This window comes from Curtobacterium sp. MCJR17_043, assembly GCF_003224315.2.
Lineage (GTDB): Bacteria > Actinomycetota > Actinomycetes > Actinomycetales > Microbacteriaceae > Curtobacterium.
Genome location: NZ_CP126259.1, coordinates 1,325,700 through 1,350,707 on the forward strand (window position 1 = coordinate 1,325,700; position 25,008 = coordinate 1,350,707).

Genomic DNA, 25,008 nt, shown 5'->3' on the forward strand with positions numbered 1-25,008 from the left:
GGTCGGCCCTCGGGCGGCAGCTGCCCGTCGTGGTGACGTCCCCGCTCGCGGTGTGGATGGAGGACGGCTGGGTCGTCACGAAGCGGAACCTCACGAAGCTCAAGCGGTCGCCGGACATGCTCGTCTTCGCCGTCCTCCAGCCGATCATGTTCGTCCTGCTGTTCAGCCAGGTGTACGGCGGTGCGATCAGCGTGCAGGGGACCGACTACACGCAGTTCCTGATGGCCGGGATCTTCGCGCAGACGGTCGTGTTCGGGGCGACGTTCTCCGGGTCGGCGATGGCGCAGGACCTGAAGGACGGGCTCGTCGACCGGTTCCGCACCCTGCCGATGTCGGCGTCAGCGGTGCTCGTGGGCCGGACGGCCTCGGACCTCGTGCTCAACGGCATCTCGATGGTCATCATGATGGTGACCGGCCTCGCCGTCGGGTGGCGGGTCACCTCGTCGCCGTTCGAGTTCCTGGCCGGCGTCGGGCTCCTGCTGCTGTTCAGCTACGCGTTCAGCTGGGTGATGGCCCTGCTCGGCATGAGTGTGGGGACGCCGGAGGTCATCAACAACGCGTCGTTCATGATCCTGTTCCCGCTGACGTTCATCTCGAACGCGTTCGTCCCGAGCGAGACCATGCCGCTCGTGCTCCGGGTCTTCGCCGAGTGGAACCCGGTGTCGTCGCTCGTGCAGGCCGCCCGGCAGCTGTTCGGCAACGCGGGGTCCGCGCCGGTGCCGGACATCTGGACGATGCAGCACCCGGTCGCCACCGTGCTCATCGGGATCGTGGTGATGCTCGCGGTGTTCGTGCCGTGGGCGGTGCGCAAGTACACCCGGATCAGCAGCACCTGACGCAGGGCTCCGGGCGGCCGCGGTGGGCCGCCCGGAGTGCTCCTAGTCGCGGTCGGTGATCGCGTCGCGCACCTTGCGGCGCAGGACCTTGCCGATCATCGAGCGGGGGGAGGTCCTCGACGACCACCACGCGCCGCGGCACCTTGTACGCGGCGAGCTGGTCGCGGCACCAGGCGCGCAGGGCGTCGGCGTCGAACGAGGACGGGTCGGCGGGCACCACCGCGGCGACGACCTGTTCGTTGCCGGCCTGCGTGATGCCGACGACCGCGACCTCCTTGACGCTCGGGTGCTTCATCAGGGTGTCCTCGACCTCGGACGGCGAGACGTTGAAGCCGCCCGTGATGATGAGCTCCTTGAGCCGGTCGACGATCCGCACGAAGCCGTCCGCGTCGATCGCCACGATGTCGCCGGTCCGGAACCAGCCGTCGGGGGTGAACACCTCGTCGGTGGCGTCCGCCTTGCCCCAGTAGCCGCTGAACACCTGCGGCCCGCGCACCTGCAGTTCGCCGGACTCGCCGGTGCCGAGGACCTTCGTCTCGTCGTCGGGGTCCACCACGCGGCACTCGGTCGAGGGCAGCGGGAGGCCGATCGCGCCGAGTCGACGGGCGTCGGACACCGGGTTGGCCATGAGCACCGGAGAGCACTCGGACAGGCCGTAGCCCTCGACCAGGAAGCCGCCGGTGCGGGCCTCCCACGGTTCGATGACGTCCTGGGAGAGCGGCATCGCGCCGGAGATGCCGATGTCGATGCCCTGCAGCGACACCCCGGCCGAGTCGGCGGCGTGCTGCAGCCGCGCGTAGATCGGCGGCACGGCCGGCAGGAACGTCGGCGGGCGCTTCTTGATCGCCGCCAGCACGAGGGCCGGGTCGAACGCCGGGAAGAGCACGAGGCGCCCGGCGATGCTCATCGCGAAGGTCAGGCAGAGCGTCAGGCCGTAGGCGTGGAACATCGGCAGCACGGCGTGCACGACGCTGCCGTCACCGGCGCTGATCTGGGGGGATCCAGGCGCGGGCCTGTGCGGCGTTGGCGAGCAGGTTGCGGTGGGTCAGGACGGCGCCCTTCGGGGTGCCGGTCGTGCCCGAGGTGTACTGGATGAGCGCGACGTCGTCGGTCTCCGGGCGCGGGTGCCGCTTCGACAGCTTCCGGCTCGACACCAGGTCGTCCCAGCGGGTCGTACCGGTGACCGGTGCGGTGAGCTTCGCGCGCGACTCGCGGGCCTTCGCGACCGGCAGCGAGAGCGCCAGGCGGGTGCGGCGCGGCATGGCGCGCGTGAGGTCGACCGAGACGACCGCGTCGAGGGCGAGGTCCGAGGGGAAGTCCTGCAGCGTGGCGACCGACTTGTCCCAGGCGATCGCGACCTTCGCGCCGTGGTCCTCGAACTGGTGCCGGAGCTCGCGCGGGGTGTAGAGCGGGTTGTGCTCGACCACGATCGCGCCGAGCCGCAGCACGGCGTAGAACGCGACGACGTGCTGCGGGCAGTTCGGCAGCACGAGGGCCACGCGGTCGCCCTTCGTCACCCCGAGCTTCCGCAGGCCGTTGGCCGCGCGCGCGATCTGCTCCTCGAGTTCGGCGTACGTCGTCGTCCGCGTGAAGAACTCGAGCGCCACCGCCTTCGGCCAGCGCGCCGCGGACTGCTCGACCAGGTCCGGCAGGGACCCGGTCATCGGCTCGATGTCGTGCGGCACCCCTGACGCGTAGGAGGCAAGCCAGGGACGAGGCGTGTCGATGCTCACGCGGACCAACCTAGCGGGCGGACCCGAGTCCTCGTCAGGCATGCTCCCGGGCGGACGGAGGGCGCACTGTCAGGGGCGCGACGGACCATTGCACCATGTCGTTCGTCTCCGATGCCTTCCGCACCCGTCTGCAGGCCACGTTCACGGGCAGCACCGCCGGCAGTCCGGAGTGGGTGGACGCCCTCGAGCAGGGGACCGACGCCGGCTTCTTCGGCCCGGGCTCGGCCACGTGGTCGGTGCACGGCGGCAACCAGACCATCGTCGCCGGTGTGCGCGCGTTGCTCGTCCAGGCGCTGCACCCGGGTGCGCTCGCCGGCGTCGCGGACCACTCCCGGTACAAGGAGGACCCCTTCGGTCGGCTCGCCGGCACGATCCGGTGGATCTACACCGTCACGCACGGCGACACCGCGACCGCCCGGGCGGGGAGCGAGTGGGTGCTGAAGCTGCACGAGCGGGTCCGCGGCGTGTACGTCGACGGGCACGGCGTCGGACGGCCGTACACCGCGAACGACCCCGACCTGGCGCGCTGGGTGCACCTGGCGTTCACGGACGCGTTCCTGCGCACGGCGCAGCGCTGGGGGGCAGCCGATCCCCGGCGGGGCGGACGCCTACGTCAAGGAGTGGGCGGTCGCCGGTCGGCTCATGCGGGTCGCGGACGCCCCCCGAGTCCGAGGCCGAGCTACGCGCCCAGATGGACGGGTACCTCGACCGCGGGGAGCTCGCGGTGACGCCCAGGACCCGGGAGGTCCTGCGCTTCATCAAGAACCCCCCCGCTCGCCCAGCTGCTGCGACCGGGCTACCGGGCGGTGTACCAGGGCGCGGTCTCGACCCTCGACCCGCGGCACCGGTCGCTGCTCGGCATCCGGACGCCCGCGATCGGACCGATCGAGCTGCCCGTCGACCGGGCGACCGGGGTCGTCCTCGACGGCATCGGCAGCGTGCTCGGCACCCAGTCCGGCACCGAGCGTGCGGCGCTCGCCCGCATCGCCCGGCTGGAGCGCGAGGCGGCGGCGGAGCGGGGCATCGACGGCGCCTGACGGTCTGGCCGAGGTCGCACGCTCGGCCGTTCGGACACGTCCCGGCCGAGCGTTCGTGCGACTTCGGCGCCGCGCGGGCGGCGTGTCGTGCGACCTCGCGGGCCCGACCGGCCCGGGGTGCGGACAGCGCGTCCGGCCCGGGTGCGGACAGCGCTGGCACGGACGGGAGGCGCGGCACCAGCTGGAGCCGCGCCTCCCGTCCGCCGGTGGCTCAGAAGCCGGACGGCACCCGCGGGGTGTAGGCCTGCTCGAGTCGCGTGACCTCGTCCTCGGTCAGCGTGATCGCGGTCGCCGCGACCGCGTCGTCGATGTGGTGCTCCTTCGTCGCGCCGATGATCGGCGCGGAGACGGCGGGCTTGCCGGCGACCCACGCGAGCGCGACCTGCGCCATGCTCGCGCCCCGCTCCTCGGCGACCTGCCCGACCGCGTCGACGATGGCGCGGTTCGCGTCCTCGTCCTGGCGGTACAGCGTCTTGCCGAACTCGTCGGTGTCGGCACGCGAGCCGGAGCCCTGCGCGTCCCACGGGCGGGTGACCTTGCCGCGCGCGAGCGGGCTCCACGGGATGACACCGACGCCGGTGTGCTCGCAGAACGGGTGCATCTCGCGCTCCTCCTCGCGCTCGAGCAGGTTGTACTGGTCCTGCATGCTCACGAAGGGCGTCCAGCCGTGCAGCTCGGCGACGTGCTGCATCTCGGCGAACTGCCATGCCCACATGCTCGACGCGCCGATGTACCGGGCCTTCCCGGACTTGACGACGTCGTGCAGCGCCTCCATCGTCTCCTCGACGGGCGTGTCCGGGTCGAAGCGGTGGATCTGGTACAGGTCGACGTAGTCGGTGCCGAGGCGGGTCAGCGAGGCGTCGATCTCGTGCATGACCGCCGCACGCGACAGTCCGGCACCGTTCCGCCCGGGGCGCATCCGGTTGTAGACCTTCGTGAAGACCTGGACGTCCTCGCGCGGGGCGAGTTCCGCCAGGAGCTTCCCGGTGATCTCCTCGCTGCTGCCGGCGGAGTAGACGTTCGCGGTGTCGAACGTGGTGATGCCCGCCTCGAAGGCGCGGCGGACGAAGGGCCGGGCGTCGTCGAGTCCGACGCTCCAGGCATGCGAACCGGCGGACGGGTCCCCGTAGGACATCATCCCGAGGACGATGCTCGAGATCTCGAGGCCGGAGCTGCCGAGGCGGGTGGTGGGGACGGTCGTGGTGTCGGACATGCGGGTCCTCCCGGGACGTGACGGTGCAGGTACCGACGGGACGGTCAGGCGGTCGTGCGGGCGTCGCGCCCGGTGACCGCGAGGAGCTTCACCTGCAGCGGAGCATCGTCGTCCACCTGCACTGGGGCCGCGTACAGGCCGGTCGCGGCGAGGGACTGGATCTGCGGCTCGAAGTGCGTCCACACCGCCTCGACGAGTTCGTCCGGCAGGTGCTCGTCGCTGCCGGTGGCCCGCGCGAGGTCCCACGTGTGGATCGCGATGTCGCTCGTCTGCTCCGCCAGGTACTCCCCGGCGCTCACCACGTCGGTGGCCAGGTGCACCGGGGTGTCCCGCGGTGCGCGCTGCCACGCCTCGATCGCCGCGCTCGAGTGCCGCTCCCACGCCGCCACCAGGTCGTCACCGATCGGCTCGAGATCGGCCGCGGCCTGCTCGTGGTCGCACCCCGTCAGGAGCTTCGGGATCCACCGCTGCTCGTCGACCACGTGGGCGACGAGGTCCCGGGTCGTCCACTCCGAGTCGGGGGGTGGCGGCGTCCCAGTCGGTGACCGCGGCGACGCGGCGGCCGAACTCCGCGGCCGCGATGGTCTGCAGGGCGATCCAGTCGGTGGGCATCGTGGTGACTCCTGTTCGTCAGCGGTGCTGCTCACGCTACCGCTCGGCACGTCGTGCGTCGGGACACGGGACGAGCCCCGACGCCGAGGGCGCCGGGGCTCGTCGAGTGGGACCGCGGGTCAGGCCGCCTGGAGGACGAACTGCACGTCGAGGTTGATCGTGACGTCGTTGCCGAGCGTGAAGCCACCGGCCTCGAGCGCGGCGTTCCAGTTCACGCCGAACTCGGTGCGGTCGATCTTGGTCGTCGCCTCGGCGCCGAGCTTGGTCTGGCCGTAGCCGTCGGTGGTGACGCCGCCGAACTCGGTCTTGAGCGTGACGTTCTTGGTGACGCCGCGGAGCGAGAGCTCGCCGTCGATGAGCATGTCGTCGCCGTCCTCGCGGATGCCCGTCGAGCGGAACGTCATGTGCGGGTGCTCCTCGGTGAGGAAGAAGTCACCGGTCGCGAGGTGCTGGTCGCGCTGCGCCTGGTTGGTGTTGATGCTGGCGACGTCGATCGAGGCCTCGAGGGTGGTGTCGAGGGGGGTTCTCGGCGGTGACGAGCGTCGCGTCGAACTGCTCGAACTTGCCCTTGACCTTGCTGATCGCGAGGTGACGGACGGAGAAGCTGACCTCGGAGTGGGTCGGGTCGAGCTTCCAGGTGCCGGTGACGTAGCCGGGGATGGCGGAGGCGGTGAGAGCCATGGTGTGTCCTTCTTCGAGCGATGTGTCTTCGAGCGGTGAGTCGGGGGGGCCGGCGCGGTGGTGCATGCGCCTGCATCGACCTTGATGCTACCCCATCCTGCACCCGTTTGGTTGAAGCGTCAACCATTGTTCACCGAGGAGTCGACCCGGGTACTGCGGAGACCCCTCACGAGAGCGCTCACTCCAGTAGCGTCGGGCACATGGAATTCAGGTACCTGGGCAACTCCGGACTCAAGATCTCCGAGATCACCTACGGCAACTGGCTGACGCACGGCTCGCAGGTCGAGAACGACGTCGCCACCCAGTGCGTGCGGGCAGCGCTCGACGCCGGCATCACCACGTTCGACACCGCGGACACGTACGCCAACACCGCCGCCGAGACCGTCCTCGGCGAGGCGCTCAAGGGTGAGCGTCGGCAGTCCCTCGAGGTCTTCACGAAGGTGTACTGGCCGACCGGCCCGAAGGGGCACAACGACGTCGGCCTCAGCCGCAAGCACATCATGGAGTCGATCAACGGCTCGCTCGAGCGGCTGCAGACCGACTACGTCGACCTCTACCAGGCGCACCGCTACGACTACGAGACGCCGCTCGAGGAGACCATGCAGGCCTTCGCGGACGTCGTCCGCCAGGGCAAGGCGCTCTACATCGGCGTCAGCGAGTGGACCGCCGAGCAGATCCGCGCCGGTGCCGCGCTGGCGAGGGAGCTCGGCTTCCAGCTCATCTCGAACCAGCCGCAGTACTCGATGCTGTGGCGCGTGATCGAGGGCGAGGTCGTCCCGGCCTCGAAGCAGCTCGGTCTGTCCCAGATCGTCTGGTCCCCGATCGCGCAGGGCGTGCTCACCGGCAAGTACAAGCCGGGCCAGCCGCTCCCCGAGGGCTCGCGCGCCACGGACGAGAAGGGCGGCGCCGACATGATCAAGCGGTTCATGCGCGACGAGGTCCTCGAGGCCGTGCAGCGCCTGCAGCCGGTCGCGGACCAGGCCGGACTCACGCTCGCCCAGCTCGCCATCGCGTGGACGCTGCAGAACGAGAACGTCGCGTCCGCGATCGTCGGGGCATCACGCCCGGAGCAGGTCACGGACAACGTCAAGGCCGCGGGCGTCACCCTCGACGCCGACGCGCTCGCCGCGATCGACGACGCACTCGGCGACATCCCCGAGCGCGACGCGTCGAAGAACGTGTCGCCGGCGCAGCGCCCCGCCTGATCCGGCGGGTCGCGGTCGCGACCGACCAACCGACGGGAGGCCCGGTACCAGCTGGTACCGGGCCTCCCGTCCGTCGTGCGCCACCGGCAGGCGACCGCTGCTCGGCTCGTGACCGGCGGCGGAGGCGCAGGGCACTCCGGTGGGGACACCGCGTGATCGGTGCGGGAAACCGCAGACGCGTCCTCGTGCCCTGTGCGGGAACCCGGGCCGGTGTTGTGATGACGGAGCACCGCTCACCACGCTGCTGCCCGGCGACCCGAACGACCGAAGGCTCCACGATGCCCCTGCTCCCGCACGCCCGCGACCTGCTGCGGTGCCCGTGACCGCCTCCTCGATCGGAGCCCGCCGGTCGTTCGCCGACAGCGCCGTCGCCGCCGCGGCGCGCACGTCCGCGAGCGACCTGGCGTGGCCTCTCCCGGTCCTCGCCGTGACGGCCGCCGTGCTCGTGGTCGGCCTGGAGGGCAACCCGCAGCGGATCGACGACGAGGGCACGTACGCGGCTCAGGCGTGGTCGGTGTTCCACCTCGGCGGCCTCACCCACTACACCTACTGGTACGACCACCCGCCGCTCGGGTGGATCCAGATCGCCCTGTACACGGAGGCGACCGGAGCCTGGGTGCGGCACGCGACCGCGGTCGGCGCCGCGCGCGAGGCGATGGTGGTGTTCGCGGTCGCCTCCGCCGCCCTGCTGTACGTGCTCGCGCGCAAGCTGCAGGTCAGCCGCCCGGCCGCCGCCGCGGCGGTGCTGGTGTTCGCCCTCTCGCCCCTGGCGGTGCAGTACCACCGCGACGTGTACATCGACAACGTCGCGACCCCCTGGCTCCTCGCGGCCTTCGTGCTCGCCGTGTCCCGGCACCACCAGCTCGTCGAGTTCGCCGGGTCGGCCGCCTGCATGGTCGCCGCCGTCCTCAGCAAGGAGACCTTCCTGCTCGCCCTGCCGTTCCTGGCGTGGACGATGTGGCGGTCGGCGCACCCGGAGATCCGCCGGTACACGCTCAGCGTCGCCGCGGTCGTCCTGGCGCTGGGCGGGTCGTCGTACCTGGTCTTCGCGGCGACGAAGGGCGAGCTCGTGCCCGGGCCCGGACACGTCAGCCTGTGGCAGGGCGTCACGTTCCAGCTCGGGGACCGGAGCGGCAGCGGCTCGGTGTTCGACCCGGCGACGCCCGCGAACCACGTGGTGAGCCTGTGGCTCGGCCTCGACCCCGCCTTCGTGGCGCTCGGGGTGGTCGCGAGCGTCGCCGCACTGGCGGTGCCGCGTCTGCGCTCGGTCGCAGCCGTCGCCGTCTTCCTCATCGCGGTCGTGCTGCGTCCGAACGGGTACCTGCCCGTGCCGTACCCGATCGCGATCCTGCCGTTCGCCGCCCTCGCGATCGCCGGTGTCTCGGACGTCCTCGCCCGGGCGGTGGTCGATGCGGTCCGACGGGCACGGCTGGCCCGGGCGTCCGGCGAGCCGTCGGGCAGACCGGGTCGCCTGGTCGTCTCGGTCGTCGGACTGACGTTCTGGTCGGTCGCGGCGGTCGGGGTCGTCGGCGCCGCCGCTCCCGCCTCCGCCGCCCGGCTCGGGTCGTTCATGGCGACCTCCGCGGATGCGCCGATGCTCGGCGCGCAGGACTGGATCACCGCGAACGTCTCCCGGTCGGACCGGCTCCTGGTCGACGACGCACTCTGGGTCGACCTCGTCCGGGCCGGCTTCCCACGGCAGAACGTCATCTGGTACTACAAGCTCAGCACCGACAGCGCCGTCGCACGCCAGAACCCCTCCGGCTGGCGCGACGCGGACTACATCGTGACGACGCAGTCCGTGGCGATCGGCGCCACGCAGCTGCCGGGCATCCAGGCCGCACTCCGCGCCTCGGCGCCGGTCGCGGTCTTCGGCCAGGGTGGCGAACAGGTCGTCGTCCGGCGCATCGACCGGCAGGGGGGCGGAACACCTCCGGGCCGGTGCGGAGCGGGCCGCGGCGACCCGGGAGCGGGTCGGGACGGAGCTCGCCGGCAACCCGGCGCTCCGTGCCTCGGACGACCAGACGGCGCTCCTCCGCAGCGGGGGGCGTCGACGAGCGGGCGACGGTCGGGATCGGGGCGGCGCTCGCGGCCGGTCCGGTGACGCTCACCGCGCTCCCGGTCGTGCCGGGGGGAGCAGGAGACGGCCCGCCGCGGCGTCGTCCTGCGGGCCACGAACACCGCCGCCGCCGAGCGGGCCGAGATGCGCCTGCGCGGACTCGAGGGTGCGCTGGCGCCGGACCACGTCCACCGGCGCGGCACCGAGGTCGCTGCGACCTGGTCGCCGAACGACCCCGCGGGGCCCGGTGTGCTGCGCGGCGGTGTCGGCCGAGCGGGGTGACCTCCCCGTGCACGGGCGTCGGCGCCTCCGTGGACGCTCGACATGACGGAGTGGCGGGCCATGGCAGATGAACAGCGCGTGTCGCGCGACTGGCAGGGGCCTGGCAAACCCTGTACCCCGACCAAACCACCTCCCCGTTACCCCCCGAATCGGGGGGCATGCGCTCACCAGTGACCCCCCGTCCTGGTGCCACCCGTCCAGGGGGGTGGCGCCCGCGTCGACCCCGCACCCGTCCACCAGCCGTGGAGCCGTCACGCCCGGAGCGACGGCAGCACCCGTGGCCGCTGCGGCGGCCTCCCGTCTCGTCCGCCTGACCCGGGCCGTGCGGGAGCTCGCCACCTTCGGCGCTGTCGGCCTCATCGCCTTCGTCGTCGACCTCGTCGTCTTCAACGTCCTCCGTGCCGGCGTCCTCGCCGACCACGCCGTGACCGCGAAGGCCGTGTCGGTCGTCGTCGCCACCCTGGTCGCCTGGCTCGGCAACCGGTTCGTCACCTTCCGGACGCAGCGCACCCGCGGCCGTCGGGAGGCGGTCCGGGAGGGTGTGCTCTTCGCCGCCACGAACGCCGGCGGGCTCGCGATCGCAGCCGGCTGCCTGCTCGTCTCACACCACGTCCTCGGTCTCACCAGCACCCTCGCCGACAACGTCGCCGGCAACGGGGTCGGTCTCGTCCTCGGCACAGCGTTCCGCTTCGCCGCGTACAAGACCCTCGTCTTCCGTTCCCCCCGACGCTCGTCGCACGAAGGAGCCCACCGAATGACCATGCTCACCACGCTGACAGCGGCCGCCGCGCCGCTGCTCCAGCCGAACGACCCCGCCGGGACGCCGGGGGGACGTCCCGAACCGCGGCACCACGGACGTCCCGACCGGCGGGTCGGGGCAGAGCGCGCACGTCGCCTGGTCCCTGGGGGGAGTGGATCGGCTACTCGGCGCTCGTCGCGATCTCCGTGCTGCTGACCCTGGTCGCGCTGTCCACCCTCTGGTGGATGCTGCACGCCTGGCGCTCACGCTCGGCCCTCCGCGCCACGAGCTTCAGCCAGACGCCGCGACCGGCCGCGCACCGCTTCACGCTCCTCGTGCCCGGGCGGCACGAGGAGGAGGTCATGGGGCAGACGCTCGACATGCTCGCCACCCAGGACCACCCCGACTTCGAGATCATCGCGATCGTCGGCGAGGACGACCCGGGCACCGACCGGGTCGTGCGTGAGGCCGCCGCCCGGCACCCCGGGCTCATCCGGGTCGTGGTGGACGACACCCTGCCGAAGAACAAGCCGAAGGCGATGAACCTGGCCCTGCAGTACGCGACCGGCGACATCGTGGGCGTGTTCGACGCCGAGGACGAGGTCTACCCGCGCCTGCTCAGCCTCGTCGACTCGCGGTTCCAGGAGACCGGCGCCGACGTCGTGCAGGGCGGCGTGCAGCTCATGAACTTCAAGTCCAGCTGGTGGTCGCTCCGCAACGTGCTCGAGTACTACTTCTGGTTCCGGTCACGCCTGCACTTCCACGCCGAGTCGAAGTTCATCCCGCTCGGCGGCAACACCGTCTTCGTGACGAAGGAGCGGCTCGACTGGTCGGACGGCTGGGACGCGCACTGCCTCGCCGAGGACTGCGAGCTCGGCGTCCGGCTGTCGGCCGACAACGCCAAGGTCGTCGTCGCGTACAGCCCGGAGGCGGTCACCCGCGAGGAGACCCCGCCGACGTTCGCCTCGCTCCTGAAGCAGCGCACCCGGTGGAACCAGGGCTTCCTGCAGGTCCTCGAGAAGGGCGAGTGGAAGAAGCTCCCCACGTTCAAGCAGCGCTTCTTCGCCCGCTACCTGCTCACCATGCCGTTCATCCAGGCCGCGACCGGGCTGCTCATCCCGCTCAGCGTGGTCATGATCGCGTTCGTGAAGGTGCCCACCGGGATCGCCCTGATCTCGTTCATCCCGCTCGCGCCGACGCTCATGCTGCTCGCGGTCGAGATCGCCGGGCTCGGCGAGTTCGGCCGGCTCTACAAGGAGAAGGTCCGCGTCCGCGACTACGTGAAGCTCGTGCTCGGCCTCGTGCCGTACCAGGTGTTCCTCGCCGCCGCGGCCGTCCGTGCCGTGATCCGGCACGCCCGAAAGCAGAACGGCTGGGAGAAGACCGAGCACACCGGCCAGCACCGCGGTGCCGGCCAGCCCGAGGTCGTCGGCTTCCCGTCGGCCGTGACCGAACCCGAGCCGACCCTCGTCGGCGCCACCGCGGGAGGTGACCGATGACCGCCAGCATCACGGACACGACCGGCATCCCGATCCGCGGTACACGGGACTCGTCCGGCCTCGGCACCTGGATCCGCGTGCACGCCCGGAGTGCGGCCTGGCTCCTGCCCGTCGTCGCGATCGCCGCGGTCGTGCAGGCCTGGAACATGGGCGGCACCCCGCAGCGCATCGACGACGAGGGGACGTACACCGCACAGGCGTGGGCGATCACCCACCTCGGCGAGATCACGCACTACACGTACTGGTACGACCACCCGCCGCTCGGCTGGGTCCAGATCGCCGGCTACACGCAGCTGACCGGCGCGTTCGCCCGCTACCCGTTCGCCGTCGAGGCCGCTCGCGAGGCGATGGTGTTCTTCGCCGCCGTCTCCGCCGTGCTCCTCTTCGTGCTCGCCCGCCGTCTCGGTGCCGCCCGGCCCACCGCGGCCGCCGCGGTGCTCGTCTTCGGCCTCTCGCCGCTGGCGCTGCAGTACCACCGCACCGTCTACATCGACAACGTCGCCACCCCGTGGCTGCTGGCCGCCTTCGTCCTCGTGCTGAGTCGCCGCCAGCAGCTGGCCGGGTTCATCGGCGCCGCCGCGTGCTTCGGGATCGCGGTGCTCAGCAAGGAGACCTTCCTGCTGGCGCTGCCGTTCCTCGTCTGGACCGCCGCCCGTCGAGCGGACCCGAGCACCCGTCGGTACACGCTCAGCGTCGCCGGAGCGGTCCTCGCCGTGATCGGTGGCGCGTACGTCCTGCTCGCCGGCGTCAAGGGCGAGCTCCTGCCGGGTGCCGGTCGGGTCAGCCTGCTCGAGGGCATCACCTACCAGCTCGGCACGCGTGCGGCGAGCGGTTCCGTCTTCACCGGCGGCAGCCTCGCGAACGAGGCCGCAGCGCAGTGGTGGGCACTCGACCCGGTGTTCATCGTGCTCGGCTCGGCAGCCGCGGCCGTCGGTCTGTTCCTCCGCCGCGTCCGGCCGATCGCCGCGCTGCTCGTCTTCCTGCTCGTGTTCATGTTCCGCCCGAACGGGTACCTGCCGGTGCCGTACGTGATCATGCTCGTGCCGTTCGGCGCCCTGCTCGTCGCGTACGTCGCGGAGCGCGCCGTGCTCGCCGTGACCGGGGCCACCGCGTTCCGCGCCCGGAACCGGGTCCGCGGTGCCGGCCGTCGCACGCTCGGCGGGGTCTGGGCGCTCGGCACGGCCGCTGCCGTCGTCGTCGCCGTCCCGCTCTGGGGCACGCAGCTGCGCGGGTTCCTGGTCGCCGACCTCGACCGACCGATGGCGCAGGCGCAGGACTGGATCGGCGACAACGTCGACAAGAGCTCCCGCCTGCTCGTCGACGACGCCATGTGGGTCGACCTGGTCGACGACGGCTTCGCGCGGAACAACGTGGTCTGGTACTACAAGCTCGACACCGACGGAGCCGTGGAGCGCCAGTCCCCGAACGGCTGGAAGGACTCCGACTACGTCGTCACGACCGACTCGATGCGCACCGGCGGGACCTCCTCGTCCGACGTGCGGCAGGCGATCGCGAACTCGACGACCGTCGCGTCGTTCGGCACCGGCAACCAGCAGGTCGACGTCCGGCTCATCAACGCACAGGGACGGACAGCGGCCGAGCGTGAGGCCACCAGGGCGAGCGACCTGCGGAAGACGCTCGGGACCGAGCTCGCGGAGAACCCCGCCCTCCGTGCCGACGCCGGCACCGCGTCCCAGTTCCGCGCCGGCCAGGTGGACCCGCGCGCCGTGGTCTCCCTCGGTCAGGTCCTGGCCGACCGTCCCGTGGGCGTCGACCGCTTCACCCCGCTGCCGGGCGAGGACGGGCAGACGTTCCGGCAGGTCGTCCTGCACGCGAGCAGCGTGCGGGCCGCCGCGGCGACCGAGCAGACCCTGGACGCCATGGCGGACACCTACCGTCCGGAGTCGATCGAGCGCGACGGCGACACCCTGACCGTCCGCTGGTCCGCGACCGACCCGACCATCGCGCAGGTGGGTGCGCCGTGACCCCCCGCGGCCCGCCCCACCCGTACCCGACCCAGCACGCCTCCCACCCGAAGGAGCACCACCATGACCGCCTCCCTCCCCACCCGCCGCCGCACGGTCGTCGTCGGCGCCCTCGCGGCGTCCCTCGTCGCCGCCACCGTCGGCCTCGCCCCGCAGTCCGCGAGCGCCGCGCCCAGCCAGGGCTGGCTCCGCATCGGGCACCTGTCCCCGGACACCAAGAGCGTCGACGTCGAGCTGTCCGGCCTGTCCGGCGGCAAGACCGTCTTCGAACTCGACGACGTCGCCTACGGCCAGGTCAGCCCCTACGAGAAGCTCCCGACCGGCACGTACGTCCTGTCCATGCGTGCGTCCGACGCGCCGGACTCGACGCCGGTCATCTCGACCGACGTCACCGTCCAGGGTGGCGACGCGAGCACCGTCGTGGCGTTCGGCAAGAGCAGCGCGCTGAAGACGGCCGCGTTCACCGACGACCTGCAGCAGCCCGGCGACGGCAAGGCGAAGCTCCGCCTCGTGCAGGCCGCCACCACCGCGAAGACGGTCGACGTCAGCACCGCCGAGGGCACCGCGATCGCCTCGGACGCCGCGTTCGGCACCGCGACGAAGTACGCGACGGTCGACGCCGGCAAGTGGGACCTCGACATCTCGGGTGGCGGCCAGACCGGCAGCGCCGACGTCGACCTCGCTGGCAACACCGTCTCGACGCTGTTCGTCCTCGACGACAGCGAGGGCGACCTCACGGTCGTCCCGGTCACGGACGCGGCGGCGACCGCCGAGACCCCGGCCGGCGGCGTGCAGACCGGTGGGGGCGGCACGGCCGCCGCGCGGCCGACGACCGACCTGGTCCACGCGGTCGTCCGTGTGTTCCGCGGGTTGTTCGGCTGATCCTGCCGACGTCCACCCGGACAGGAGGCCCGGCCGTCGTGTGCCGACCGGCGGACGCCCGCCGGGCCTCCCGTCCGACACCGCACGTCCACCACCCAGCAGAGAGCGAGCCAGCATGACCCGCAGGAACTGGATCCCCGTGACCGCCGTCGCGCTCGCCGCGGTCCTCGTGACCGGCGGCATCGCCGTGGCCGCGGTCCAGCCGTGGTCCGACCGCGCCCCGGAGGCCGGCGGCGTCTCCACCCCGACGTCGACGACCGCGGCCGGCGGGCCGCGGACCCCCGAGCAGCTCCGCACGGACTTCCTCGACCGGTACGTCGAGGACGGCCGGGTCGTCCGGAAGGACCAGGGGAACGACACCGTCAGCGAGGGTCAGGCGTACGGCCTGCTCATCGCGTACGCGGCCGGCGACCGCGAGCGCTTCGGCGAGATCTGGTCGTGGACGGCGGAGCACCTCCTCACCGATGACCACCTGCTCGCGTGGCGCTGGACGACCGACGGCGGGGTGGCGGACGCGCAGTCCGCGAGCGACGCCGACCTCGACGCGGCCCGGGCGCTCGTGCTGGCCGGGAAGACGTGGGGCGACGACCGTCTCACGGCTGCCGGCACGCGGCTGGCCGACGCCGTGCTCGACCACGAGACCGCCTCGACCGACGCCGGTCTGGTGCTCCTGCCGGGACCGTGGGCGGACTCCGACCCGTACCGGTACAACGCCTCCTACGCGTCCCCGGCCGCCTACCGGGTCCTCGGGGACGCGACCGGTGACGCCCGGTGGGCAGCCTTGGAGCGTGGGTCGACGGCCGTGACCTCCGCGGTCCTCGAGGAGACCGACCTGCCGAGCGACTGGTCGCAGGTGCACCCGGACGGCGCCGTCGACGCGATGCCCACGAGTGCGTCCGACCCACGGGTCCTGTACGGGTACGACGCGATGCGGATGCCGCTCCGGTACGCCGAGGCGTGCACCCCGTCCGACCGGGCCCTCGCCGCCGGCCTGGTGCCGACCCTGCGCCGCAGCACCGAGCTCGCGGCGCAGCTCGACCTCGGTGGCACGGCCGTCACGGGGGACCGGAGCGCGCTCGCCTACGTCGCCCGGGCCGCGGCCGAACGGGCCGCCGGGTCGACGAGTGCGGCGGCGGCCGACCTCGAGCGTGCCGACCGGACCGCCGCCACGACGCCGACGTACTACGGCGACGCGTGGGCGGCACTCGGCGCGACGATGCTCACGTCCGACGTGCTCGGCGGGTGCGCGACCGCTGGCGGAGGCACGTCGTGACCGGGCAGCGCGGTCGTCGCGCCGTCCGCCCGGACGGCGGCGCAGCGGGGACGGCACTGCGCACGCGGCTCCGCCGGCACCGGGTCGCCCTGAGCGCGGCCGTGGCCGTCGTGGTCGCCGCCGGCGCCGTGGCGACGGGTGTCGCCGTGGCTGCCGATGACGGGAGCGACGGAGCAGCCGGCGTACCGACCGCGACCCCGTCCGCGGCCTCGTCGTCCGCGCCCGGTCCCTCGTCCGCGCCGAGCGGCGACCGGGACATCGCCGGGTTCCAGGACCCCGCGGCACCGGCGGCCCGTTCCGACGCGACGCCGACCCGGGTGTCGATCCCGGCCATCGGGGTCGACGCGGGCCTGGAGGACCTCCACCGCGGGGCCGCCGGCGAACTCGACCCGCCCGAGGCCTGGGACGACGCCGGCTGGTTCAGCGACGGCATCGTGCCGGGCGAGGTCGGCCCGGCCGTCATCGCCGGGCACGTCGACAGCCCGACGAGCGCCGCGGTCTTCTTCCGCCTCGACGAGCTCGTCGCCGGTGACCGCATCGCCGTCGCCATGACGGACGGCAGCACCCGCACCTTCGCCGTCGACCGCACCGAACGCGCGGCGAAGAGCGCCTTCCCGACGAGTGACGTCTACGGCACCACACCCACCCCGACGCTGCGGCTCATCACGTGCGACGGCACCTTCGACACCGCCACCGGGCACTACACGGACAACCTCATCGTCTTCGCCGACCTCGTCGACGACTGACCCGGCCCCGGACACCCGACCCGGCCCCGGACACCCGACCCGACGCGGACACCCGACCCGACGCGGACACCCGACCCGACCCGGACCCCGGCAGGACACCGAACAGGAGCACCCGATGCCCGACCGCACCCTCGTGATCATCCCCACGTACGACGAGGCCGAGAACATCCGGCCGATCATCCGCCGCACGCTCGACGCCACCGACGAGCACGTGCACGTCCTCGTCGTCGACGACGCGTCCCCGGACGGCACGGGGGGAGATCGCCGACACCATCGCCGGCGAGACCGACCGGGTGCACGTCCTGCACCGCACCGTCAAGGACGGCCTCGGCGGTGCCTACCTGGCGGGGTTCACGTGGGGGCTCGACGCCGGGTACGCGAAGCTCGTCGAGATGGACGCCGACGGCTCGCACCACCCGGAGTACCTGCCGTGGATGACCGAGCTCGCCGACACGTCCGACCTCGTCCTCGGCTCCCGGTGGGTGCGCGGCGGGCGCGTGAAGAACTGGCCCTGGCACCGGGAGCTCCTCTCACGCGGCGGCAACCTCTACACGCGGCTCGCGCTCGGCGTCGACGTGCGGGACGCCACCGGCGGGTTCCGCGTCTTCACCGCGGACGCCCTCCGACGCATCGACCTCGACGGCATCGCGTCGAAGGGCTACTGCTTCCAGGTCGACCTCTGCTGGCGTGCACTCGAGGCCGGTCTGCGGGTCGTCGAGACGCCGATCACGTTCACCGAACGGGAGTTCGGGGTCTCGAAGATGAGCGGGAACATCGTGCGCGAGAGCCTGACGCTCGTGACGCGGTGGGGGGATCGACCGGCGGCTCCGCGAGGCGCGGTCGCTCCTCCGGCACCGCCGGCGGCTCCCGTCGGTGCGCGCGAACGCACACACGGTGCCGAACCCCACCGCCTGACGGGCGTACCGACGACGGACGGGAGGCCCACCACCAGCTGGTGGTGGGCCTCCCGTCCGTCATGCGGTGGGTGCGCGGTCAGCGCACCACGACGAGGCCACGGCCGCCGAAGCGGACGCCGTCGGTGTCGAAGTCGGCGTCGCCGAAGCTGAACAGCACCTCACCGCTGGCACCCACGAGCGGCACCTCCGTCGGGGCGTCCGACAGGTTGACGACGACGTGCACCGGCGCCGCGGAGGGGCCGAGCAGCCCGCGGGTGAGCACGAGCCAGCGCTCGTCCTCGCTGAACCGCACCGCGTTCGCCTCGTACCGGTGGTCGACGAACGCCTCGTCGGTCCGGCGGAGGGCGACGAGCACCCGGTAGGCGTTGAGGATGCGGGCACCACGTTCCGACTCGGCGTCGGCCCAGACGAGCTTCGAGTTCGTGAACGTCGTCGGGTCCTGCGGGTCCGGCACCGTCGACTCGTCCCAGCCGTGCTCCGCGAACTCCTTGATGCGGCCCTCGGCCGTCACCTTGCCGAGCTCCGGCTCCGGGTGCGACGTGAAGAACTGCCACGGGGTCGTCGCGGCGAACTCCTCGCCCATGAACAGCATCGGCGTGAACGGGCCGAGCAGGGTCAGGGCCGCCGCGATGACGAGCCCCTCGTCCGACACCGTCGCAGCCAGGCGGTCGCCGGCAGCCCGGTTGCCGATCTGGTCGTGGTTCTGGTTCGCCACGACGAGCGCGGTCGTGGGGGGAGGTCCCACGGTCGATCGGGCGACCGTGGCGCTTGCCGCGGAACGAGGACCACGTGCCGTCGTGGAAGAAGCCCTGGTCGAGCACCTTCGCGAGTGCCGTCAGCGGGGCGAAGTCGGCGTAGTAGCCGTTCGTCTCCCCCGGTGACGGCGACGTGCACGGCGTGGTGGAAGTCGTCCGACCACTGCCCGGCGAGCCCGTAGCCGCCGGCCTCGCGCGGACGGAACATCACCGGGTCGTTGAGGTCCGACTCGGCGATGAGCGAGAGCGGGCGTCCGATGAAGGACGAGTAGGCGTCGGTCTCGCTCGCCATCTCGGCCAGGACGTGCGGCCGGGTCGTGTCGCGGATCGCGTGCACGGCGTCCAGGCGCAGGCCGTCGACGTGGTGGTCGCGGAACCACATGCGGACGTTGTCCAGGACGTAGCGGCGGACCTCGGGGTGCTCGACGTTGACCGAGTCGCCCCAGGTGTTCGCCAGGCCCTGCACGAGGTACGGGCCGTACAGCGGCAGGTAGTTGCCGCTCGGGCCGAGGTGGTTGTAGACGACGTCCTGGATGACCCCGAGACCGAGCGCGTGCGCGCGGTCGACGAAGCGGTCGTACGCGTCGGGCCCACCGTAGGGGGGCGTGCACCGCGTACCACGCGACGCCGTCGTAGCCCCAGTTCCACTCACCGTTCACGCCGTTCACCGGCAGGAGCTCGACGAACTCCACGCCGAGCTCGACGAGGTGCTCGAGCTTCGCGGCGGCGGCGTCGAGGGTGCCCTCGGGCGTGAAGGTGCCGACGTGCATCTCGTACACGACGCCACCGCGGACGGGGCGGCCGGTCCAGGCGTCGTCGGTCCAGGCGAAGCGGGACGGGTCGACGACCTCGGACGGGCCGTGCACGCCCTCGGGCTGGAACCGGCTGCGCGGGTCGGGGCGGACCGCGTCGTCGTCGCCGATGCGGAACCCGTAGCGGGCGCCGACGACCGGCAGGACCGCGTCGGTGGTCCACCAGTCGTCGTCGCCGCGTGTCAGCGGGTACTCGGCCCCGTCGACGACGAGGCGGACGTTCTCGGGCTCGGGGGGCCCAGACGCCGTAGCGGTCAGGACTGGTCATGCGTGACCCTCCAGGATCTCGACCTCGGCCTGCGCGTCGGTCTCGGTGTCGTCGGTGGTGGTGTTCGTGTTCGCGGTGTCCGTGGCGTCGTGTCCGGCGCCGTCGACGACGTCGGCCGGCACGAGGAGCGCGACCGGGAAGTCCGCGAGCAGCTCGCCGAGCAGCAGGTCGCGGTCCGCCGGGAACCGGCGACCGGTCAAGAGGTCGACGCGCTCGACGGGGACGACGTGCAGCAGCGTGTCCGCCCAACCGCCCACGGCCTCCAGACCGAGCGGCAGCCGGGTGGCGATCGTCACGGCGCCGCCACGGTCGAACGCGACCACGTGGTCGGCGGCCGGACCGGTCGCGTCGAGCGGGACGTACCGGCTGAAGAGCTCCGGGTGGTCCCGGCGGGCGCGGAGGGCACGGCTCGTGACGAGCGTCTTGGCAGCGGCGTCGAGGTCGATCGCCGGGAGCGCGTCGGGCCCGTCGTCGTCCGCCCCGTCGAGCGTCGCGAGGACCCGGCGGCGCTCGGCGTAGTCGACCGGACGACGGTTGTCGGGGTCGACGAGCGAGCGGTCCCAGGCCTCCGTGCCCTGGTAGACGTCGGGGACGCCGGGCGCGGTGAGGTGCAGGATCTTCGCGCCGAGGCCGTTCGACCAGCCCGCCGCGGTGATCCGCTCGTCGAGGGCGTCGAGCTCGGCGACCACGGCGGGGTCGTCGAACGACGCGTCGACGAGGGCGTGCATCTGCTGCTCGAACGCCTCGTCCGGCTCGGTCCACGTCGTGCTGTCGCCGGCTTCGCGCGAGGCCTTCTCGGCGTAGGCGTGCAGCCGCTCGCGGGAGGCCGGGCGGGCGCCGACGATCGCCTGCCAGAGCAGGTTCGCGAACACTCCGTCCGCGAGCGGGGCGAGGGCGTTCAGCCGGTCGAACGTCGCCGTCCACTCCTCGCCGAGCTCGGCGAGGACCGCGATGCGGGCGCGGGTGTCCTCGCTGCGCTTCGTGTCGTGCGTGGTGAGCGTGGTCATCGCGAGCGGCCAGCTGGCGAGGCGCTCCCGCTGGGCGGCGTGGAACTCGTCGAGGGTGACCGAGAAGATGCTCGGGTCGCCGCCGACCTCGCTCAGCGAGGACAGTCGGGAGGTCCGGTAGAACGCGGTGTCCTCGACGCCCTTCGCCATCACCATGCCGCTGGTCTGCTGCAGGCGGATCGCTGCGGCGTCGTCCCCGTCGCACAGCGCCGGAGCGATGCGGTCGATGACGTCGGCGAGGTCCGGTCGGGACTCCGCCGCGACCTCGAGGGCCTCGACGAGGTGGTGGATGCCCTCGGGCAGGTAGGTCCGGTAGACCTCGAAGCTCGCGACGACCTCGGCGACGGCGTCGACGATGCGGTCCTCGGCGAGGGGCGCACCGTCGGCCTGCACGACCGGGTCGACGACGAGCAGGCGGGCGAGACGACGCACCTCGCTGTTGAGGATGCCGTCGGCGATGCCTCGACGGGTGCCACGGGTCAGGTCCTGCCAGGCGACGTGCTCGCCGCGCAGGCGGTCCTCGAGCGCGGTGAGGGGTGCCTCGCCCGCGGGGTCGACGAACACGCGGTCGATGAAGCCGAGCGCGTCGTAGCCGGTCGTGCCGTCGACGGGCCACGACGACGGCAGGAGTTCGCCGGGCTCCAGGATCTTCTCGACGAGCGTGTAGGCGCCGCCGGTCAGGTCGGCGAGGTCGTCGAGGTAGCCGGCCGGGTCGGTCAGGCCGTCCGGGTGGTCGATGCGCAGCCCGTCGACGAGCCCGTCGCGGAACCACGAGCCGATGACCCCGTGCGAGGCGGCGAACACCTCGGGCTCCTCGACGCGGATCGCCGCGAGGGTGTTCACCGCGAAGAACCGGCGGTAGTTCAGCTCCGAGTCGGCGCGCTTCCAGTGCACGAACTCGTAGTGCTGCCGCGCGTGCACGGTCGCGACGTCGTCGCCGTCGTGCACGGTGCCAGGAGCGGTCGGGTACGCGGTCTCCCCGACGAGCAGGCGCGGCGCGTCGTCGGCGCTGCCGGTGTCGAGCGTGACACTGTCGAGCAGCCGGTCGTCGAGGACCGGGATGCGGATGCGTCCGCCGCCGGCCGCCCAGTCGACGTCGAACGCCCAGGCCATCGGTGACTCCTGGCCGTGCTCGAGCAGCGACCACCACCACGGGTTCACGGCCGGCGTGGCCACGCCGACGTGGTTCGGCACGACGTCGACGAGGACGCCGAGCCCGGCCGCGTGCGCGGCCTCGGCCAGTGCCCGGAGGGCGTCGTCGCCACCGCGGTCGGTGTCGACGTGGCTGTGGTCGACGACGTCGTACCCGTGGCCGGAGCCGGGCTCCGCCTGCAGGACGGGGGAGAGGTACAGCCAGTCGGCGCCGAGGTCACGGACGTAGTCCACGACGTCGCGCGCGGCGTCGAGGTCGAAGTCGGCGGTGACCTGGAGGCGGTACGTGGAGGTCGGGTTGCGGCGGGTCATGCGGCACTTCCAGGGGTGTCGGATCCGGCGGCGGGAGCGTCGCGCTCGGACGCAGCGTCGTCGGAGGGGGGGTGTGGCGGGGGGGTCTCGGTGCCGGTCGTCGGCGTCCCGGCGGTGTCCGCTGCCGGTGCCGGGGCGACGCCGGCGGCGCCGGCCGTCCCCGCCGCGCTCGGTGTCGCGGACGCTGCGGGGTTCGCGGGGGGTGGCGGTCGGGTGCTCCGGCTCGCTCTGCTCCGCGGTGTCGACGGGCGTGCGCTGGATCTCGTGCTCCGGCTCGGCACGCAGCACGATCATCGACCGCGCGGGCACGTCGAGCGCGTCGCCGGCCTCGAGCACTTCGTCGCGGGCCCCCGGCTCGGCGGTGTCGATGCGGACGGTCCAGCCGGGGGGAGTACTCCTCCGGCGGGAGGGTGAACGTGACGACACCGTCGTGCGCGTTGAAGTAGGTCAGGAAGGCGACGTCGGTGACCCGCTCGCCGCGGGCGTCACGCCCGCGGATGCCCTCGCCGTTCAGGTACATGCCGACGCTCTTGCCGAAGCCGGAGTCCCACTCCTCGGGCTGCATGGCGTCGCCGGCGGGCGTCAGCCACACCACGTCGGGCAGCGGCTCGCCCTCGCCCCGACGCACCGGACGGCCGTTGAAGTACCGGGTGCGGCGGAAGGTCGGGTGGTCGTGCCGGAGCTTCACGACGTCGGCGGTGAACTGGATGAGTTCGTCGTCCGCCGTGGACCAGTCGATCCAGCTCAGCTCGGAGTCCTGCGCGTAGACGTTGTTGTTGCCCTGCTGGGTGCGACCGAGTTCGTCGCCGTGCGCGATCATCGGCACGCCCTGGCTGAGCAGCAGCGTCGCGAGGAAGTTCCGCTGCCGCTGGAGTCGGAGCGCGTTCACGTCCGGGTCCTCCGTCGGCCCCTCCACGCCCGAGTTCCAGGACCGGTTGTGGCTCTCGCCGTCGTTGTTGTCCTCGCCGTTCGCCTCGTTGTGCTTCTCGTTGTAGGAGACCAGGTCGTACAGCGTGAAGCCGTCGTGCGCGGTGATGAAGTTGATGCTCGCCTTGGGCGTGCGGCCGTCGTGCTCGTACAGGTCGGCGGAGCCGGAGATGCGGGACGCGAACTCACCGAGGGTCGACGGCTCGCCGCGCCAGAAGTCACGGACGGTGTCGCGGTACTTGCCGTTCCACTCCGACCACTGCGGCGGGAAGTTGCCGACCTGGTAGCCGCCGGGGCCGACGTCCCACGGCTCGGCGATGAGCTTCACCTGCGACACGATCGGGTCCTGCTGGACGAGCTCGAAGAAGGCCGCGAGCCGGTCGACTTCGTAGAACTCACGGGCCAGGGCGGCGGCGAGGTCGAAGCGGAAGCCGTCGACGTGCATCTCGGTGACCCAGTAGCGGAGCGAGTCCATGATCAGCTGCAGCGAGTGCGGGTGCCCGACGTTGAGCGAGTTCCCGGTGCCCGTGACGTCCATGTAGTACCGCTTGTCGTCGTCGACGAGGCGGTAGTACGCCGCGTTGTCGATGCCGCGGAACGACAGGGTCGGTCCGAGGTGGTTGCCCTCGGCGGTGTGGTTGTACACGACGTCGAGGACGACCTCGATGCCGGCGCGGTGCAGCTCGCGGACCATCGTCTTGAACTCCTGCACCTGCTGGCCACCGTCGCCCGAGGACGAGTAGTGCGCGTGCGGCGCGAAGAACCCGATGGTGTTGTAGCCCCAGTAGTTCGACAGCCCCTTGTCCTGCAGGGTCGAGTCGTTCACGAACTGGTGCACCGGCATGAGCTCGAGCGTCGTGACGCCGAGTCGCTTGAGGTGCTCGATGACGGCCGGGTGCGAGACGCCCGCGTAGGTGCCGCGCTGCTCCTCGGGCACGTCGGGGTGCGTCTCGGTGAGGCCCTTGACGTGCGCCTCGTAGATGACCGTCTCGCCGTAGGGGATGCGCGGCGGGCGGTCGCCCTGCCAGTCGAAGAACGGGTTGATGACCACGCCCTTCACCATGTGCGACGCGGAGTCCTCGTCGTTCGTGGAGTCCGGGTCGCCGAACGTGTACGAGAACAGGGACTGGTCCCAGTCGATGTCACCGCTGGTGGCCTTGGCGTACGGGTCCAGGAGGAGCTTCGCCGGGTTCGAGCGCAGCCCGTTCGCCGGGTCGTACGGGGCGTGCACACGGAAGCCGTACTGCTGGCCCGGGCCGACGGTCGGCAGGTACGCGTGCCAGACGTGGGCGTCGACCTCGACGAGGCGGACGCGCTCCTCGGTGCCGTCGGCGTCGAACAGGCAGAGCTCGACCCCTTCGGCGACCTCGCTGAACACGGCGAAGTTCGTGCCGCTGCCGTCGTAGGTCGCGCCGAGGGGGGTAGGGGTTGCCGGGCCAGGTGTGCAAACGTGCCTCCAGAAGGGGTGAACCCGGCCAACGTATCGAGGGACCCCTGTGATGTCCGCGGCCCCGCCGAGTAGCGTCACCGCCATGACCAACATCGTCACGCAGATCGCAGACAAGGTGCGGCCCGTCGGCGTCGCCTCGAACTACGGCGACCCGGTGGACGTCGGGGACAGCACGCTGATCCCCGTCTCCGTCAATTGGTACGGCTTCGGCGGCGGGTCCGACGCCGACGAGGACGGCGCCGGTGGCGGTGGCGGCGGTGCCGTCTCGCTCCCCGTCGGCGCGTACGTCCGCCGTCCCGGCCAGGACCTCGCGTTCGAGCCGAACCTCATCTCGCTCCTCACCGTGAGCATCCCGGTCATCTGGGTCACGGGCAAGGTGCTCGCGAAGCTCATCCGCGCGCTGAAGAAGTGACGGACTGACCGGACGACGGACGGGAGGCACGGTGCGGACCCGCACCGTGCCTCCCGTCCGTCGCGGGTCGCGTCCCGCGTCCACATCGCCACTACACTGGCGGGACACACACGGGAGTCCGGGTCCACCGGGCTGAGAGGGAGCGAACGGCGCTCCGACCGTCGAACCTGATCCGGATCATGCCGGCGCAGGGAGGAGTCCAGGTCATGCCTGC

At 72.2% G+C, this 25,008-nt stretch carries 17 protein-coding genes, 5 pseudogenes and 1 riboswitch; of the genes and pseudogenes, 13 read left to right on the plus strand and 9 right to left on the minus strand.

Going from position 1 to position 25,008, the window contains the following annotated elements:
- Positions 1-56: 56 nt before the first annotated feature.
- A complete protein-coding gene (locus DEJ15_RS06960) occupies positions 57-836 on the plus strand; it encodes an ABC transporter permease (RefSeq protein ID WP_110824004.1) in 780 nt (259 codons plus the stop codon).
- Positions 837-878: 42 nt separating this feature from the next.
- Here the strand turns inward: DEJ15_RS06960 and DEJ15_RS06965 are convergent.
- Positions 879-2,611, minus strand: a pseudogene (locus DEJ15_RS06965) (long-chain-fatty-acid--CoA ligase).
- Positions 2,612-2,664: 53 nt separating this feature from the next.
- On the opposite strand from DEJ15_RS06965, the gene DEJ15_RS06970 reads away from it, so the two are divergent.
- Both DEJ15_RS06970 and DEJ15_RS18105 read left to right on the plus strand, forming a co-directional pair.
- Positions 2,665-3,297 carry an oxygenase MpaB family protein gene (locus DEJ15_RS06970; protein WP_349814842.1) on the plus strand — a complete coding sequence of 211 codons (633 nt, stop codon included), beginning with the start codon at positions 2,665-2,667 and terminating at the stop codon, positions 3,295-3,297.
- A gap of 78 nt (positions 3,298-3,375) precedes the next feature.
- Positions 3,376-3,606 carry a hypothetical protein gene (locus DEJ15_RS18105; RefSeq protein WP_349814843.1) on the plus strand — a complete coding sequence of 77 codons (231 nt, stop codon included), beginning with the start codon at positions 3,376-3,378 and terminating at the stop codon, positions 3,604-3,606.
- A gap of 211 nt (positions 3,607-3,817) precedes the next feature.
- Here the strand turns inward: DEJ15_RS18105 and DEJ15_RS06975 are convergent, their stop codons facing one another.
- The 4 genes and pseudogenes from DEJ15_RS06975 to DEJ15_RS06990 all read right to left on the minus strand — a co-directional run bounded on the left by DEJ15_RS06975 (position 3,818) and on the right by DEJ15_RS06990 (position 6,112).
- Positions 3,818-4,819, minus strand: coding sequence for an aldo/keto reductase (locus DEJ15_RS06975; RefSeq protein WP_110823736.1), 1,002 nt, complete (start codon positions 4,817-4,819; stop codon positions 3,818-3,820).
- A gap of 44 nt (positions 4,820-4,863) precedes the next feature.
- A complete protein-coding gene (locus tag DEJ15_RS06980; protein ID WP_284175984.1) occupies positions 4,864-5,301 on the minus strand; it encodes a TIGR03086 family metal-binding protein in 438 nt (145 codons plus the stop codon).
- On the minus strand, positions 5,216-5,431 hold the full coding sequence (locus DEJ15_RS06985) for a hypothetical protein (RefSeq protein WP_284175985.1): 216 nt from the start codon (positions 5,429-5,431) through the stop codon (positions 5,216-5,218). Before DEJ15_RS06985 ends, DEJ15_RS06980 begins: the two co-directional genes overlap by 86 nt.
- Before the next feature lie 119 nt (positions 5,432-5,550).
- Positions 5,551-6,112 (minus strand): annotated as a pseudogene (locus DEJ15_RS06990) (YceI family protein).
- A 200-nt stretch (positions 6,113-6,312) separates the two neighbouring features.
- Here DEJ15_RS06990 and DEJ15_RS06995 point away from each other — a divergent pair.
- Together DEJ15_RS06995 and DEJ15_RS07000 are read left to right on the plus strand one after the other, a co-directional pair.
- On the plus strand, positions 6,313-7,317 hold the full coding sequence (locus tag DEJ15_RS06995) for an aldo/keto reductase family protein (protein WP_110823739.1): 1,005 nt from the start codon (positions 6,313-6,315) through the stop codon (positions 7,315-7,317).
- A 319-nt stretch (positions 7,318-7,636) separates the two neighbouring features.
- Positions 7,637-9,421 carry an ArnT family glycosyltransferase gene (locus DEJ15_RS07000; protein ID WP_284175987.1) on the plus strand — a complete coding sequence of 595 codons (1,785 nt, stop codon included), beginning with the start codon at positions 7,637-7,639 and terminating at the stop codon, positions 9,419-9,421.
- Between the two features lie 3 nt (positions 9,422-9,424).
- On the opposite strand, the gene DEJ15_RS07005 is transcribed toward DEJ15_RS07000, so the two are convergent.
- Positions 9,425-9,562, minus strand: a complete 138-nt coding sequence (locus tag DEJ15_RS07005) for a hypothetical protein (RefSeq protein ID WP_284175989.1) — start codon at positions 9,560-9,562, stop codon at positions 9,425-9,427.
- A 373-nt stretch (positions 9,563-9,935) separates the two neighbouring features.
- Here DEJ15_RS07005 and DEJ15_RS07010 point away from each other — a divergent pair, with 373 nt between their 5' ends.
- The 7 genes and pseudogenes from DEJ15_RS07010 to DEJ15_RS07040 all read left to right on the plus strand — a co-directional run bounded on the left by DEJ15_RS07010 (position 9,936) and on the right by DEJ15_RS07040 (position 17,697).
- Complete coding sequence (locus tag DEJ15_RS07010) at positions 9,936-10,613, plus strand: GtrA family protein (protein WP_284175990.1); 678 nt, start codon at positions 9,936-9,938, stop codon at positions 10,611-10,613.
- The gene (locus DEJ15_RS07015; RefSeq protein WP_284175992.1) at positions 10,604-11,896 is read left to right on the plus strand and encodes a glycosyltransferase; all 1,293 of its coding nucleotides are present in this window, start codon (positions 10,604-10,606) and stop codon (positions 11,894-11,896) included. The genes DEJ15_RS07010 and DEJ15_RS07015 overlap by 10 nt, the downstream gene beginning before the upstream one ends.
- Positions 11,893-13,881 carry an ArnT family glycosyltransferase gene (locus DEJ15_RS07020; protein WP_110823743.1) on the plus strand — a complete coding sequence of 663 codons (1,989 nt, stop codon included), beginning with the start codon at positions 11,893-11,895 and terminating at the stop codon, positions 13,879-13,881. Before DEJ15_RS07015 ends, DEJ15_RS07020 begins: the two co-directional genes overlap by 4 nt.
- Positions 13,882-13,944: 63 nt before the next feature.
- Complete coding sequence (locus tag DEJ15_RS07025) at positions 13,945-14,763, plus strand: DUF4397 domain-containing protein (RefSeq protein ID WP_110823744.1); 819 nt, start codon at positions 13,945-13,947, stop codon at positions 14,761-14,763.
- A gap of 115 nt (positions 14,764-14,878) precedes the next feature.
- Positions 14,879-16,036 carry a family 8 glycosyl hydrolase gene (locus tag DEJ15_RS07030; protein ID WP_110823745.1) on the plus strand — a complete coding sequence of 386 codons (1,158 nt, stop codon included), beginning with the start codon at positions 14,879-14,881 and terminating at the stop codon, positions 16,034-16,036.
- Positions 16,033-16,782, plus strand: coding sequence for a class F sortase (locus DEJ15_RS07035; RefSeq protein ID WP_181419400.1), 750 nt, complete (start codon positions 16,033-16,035; stop codon positions 16,780-16,782). Before DEJ15_RS07030 ends, DEJ15_RS07035 begins: the two co-directional genes overlap by 4 nt.
- A gap of 115 nt (positions 16,783-16,897) precedes the next feature.
- Positions 16,898-17,697: pseudogene (locus tag DEJ15_RS07040) on the plus strand (polyprenol monophosphomannose synthase).
- Between the two features lie 78 nt (positions 17,698-17,775).
- Here the strand turns inward: DEJ15_RS07040 and treZ are convergent.
- The 3 genes and pseudogenes from treZ to glgX all read right to left on the minus strand — a co-directional run.
- Positions 17,776-19,534, minus strand: a pseudogene (treZ, locus tag DEJ15_RS07045) (malto-oligosyltrehalose trehalohydrolase).
- A complete protein-coding gene (treY, locus tag DEJ15_RS07050; protein WP_110823749.1) occupies positions 19,531-22,005 on the minus strand; it encodes a malto-oligosyltrehalose synthase in 2,475 nt (824 codons plus the stop codon). The pseudogene treZ and the gene treY overlap by 4 nt, the downstream one beginning before the upstream one ends.
- A 258-nt stretch (positions 22,006-22,263) precedes the next feature.
- Positions 22,264-24,380 (minus strand): annotated as a pseudogene (gene glgX / locus DEJ15_RS07055) (glycogen debranching protein GlgX); the annotation flags it as partial.
- Positions 24,381-24,464: 84 nt separating this feature from the next.
- Here glgX and DEJ15_RS07060 point away from each other — a divergent pair.
- Complete coding sequence (locus tag DEJ15_RS07060; protein ID WP_110824005.1) at positions 24,465-24,794, plus strand: hypothetical protein; 330 nt, start codon at positions 24,465-24,467, stop codon at positions 24,792-24,794.
- Positions 24,795-24,894: 100 nt separating this feature from the next.
- Positions 24,895-25,006: riboswitch (TPP riboswitch) on the plus strand.
- Positions 25,007-25,008: the final 2 nt, after the last annotated feature.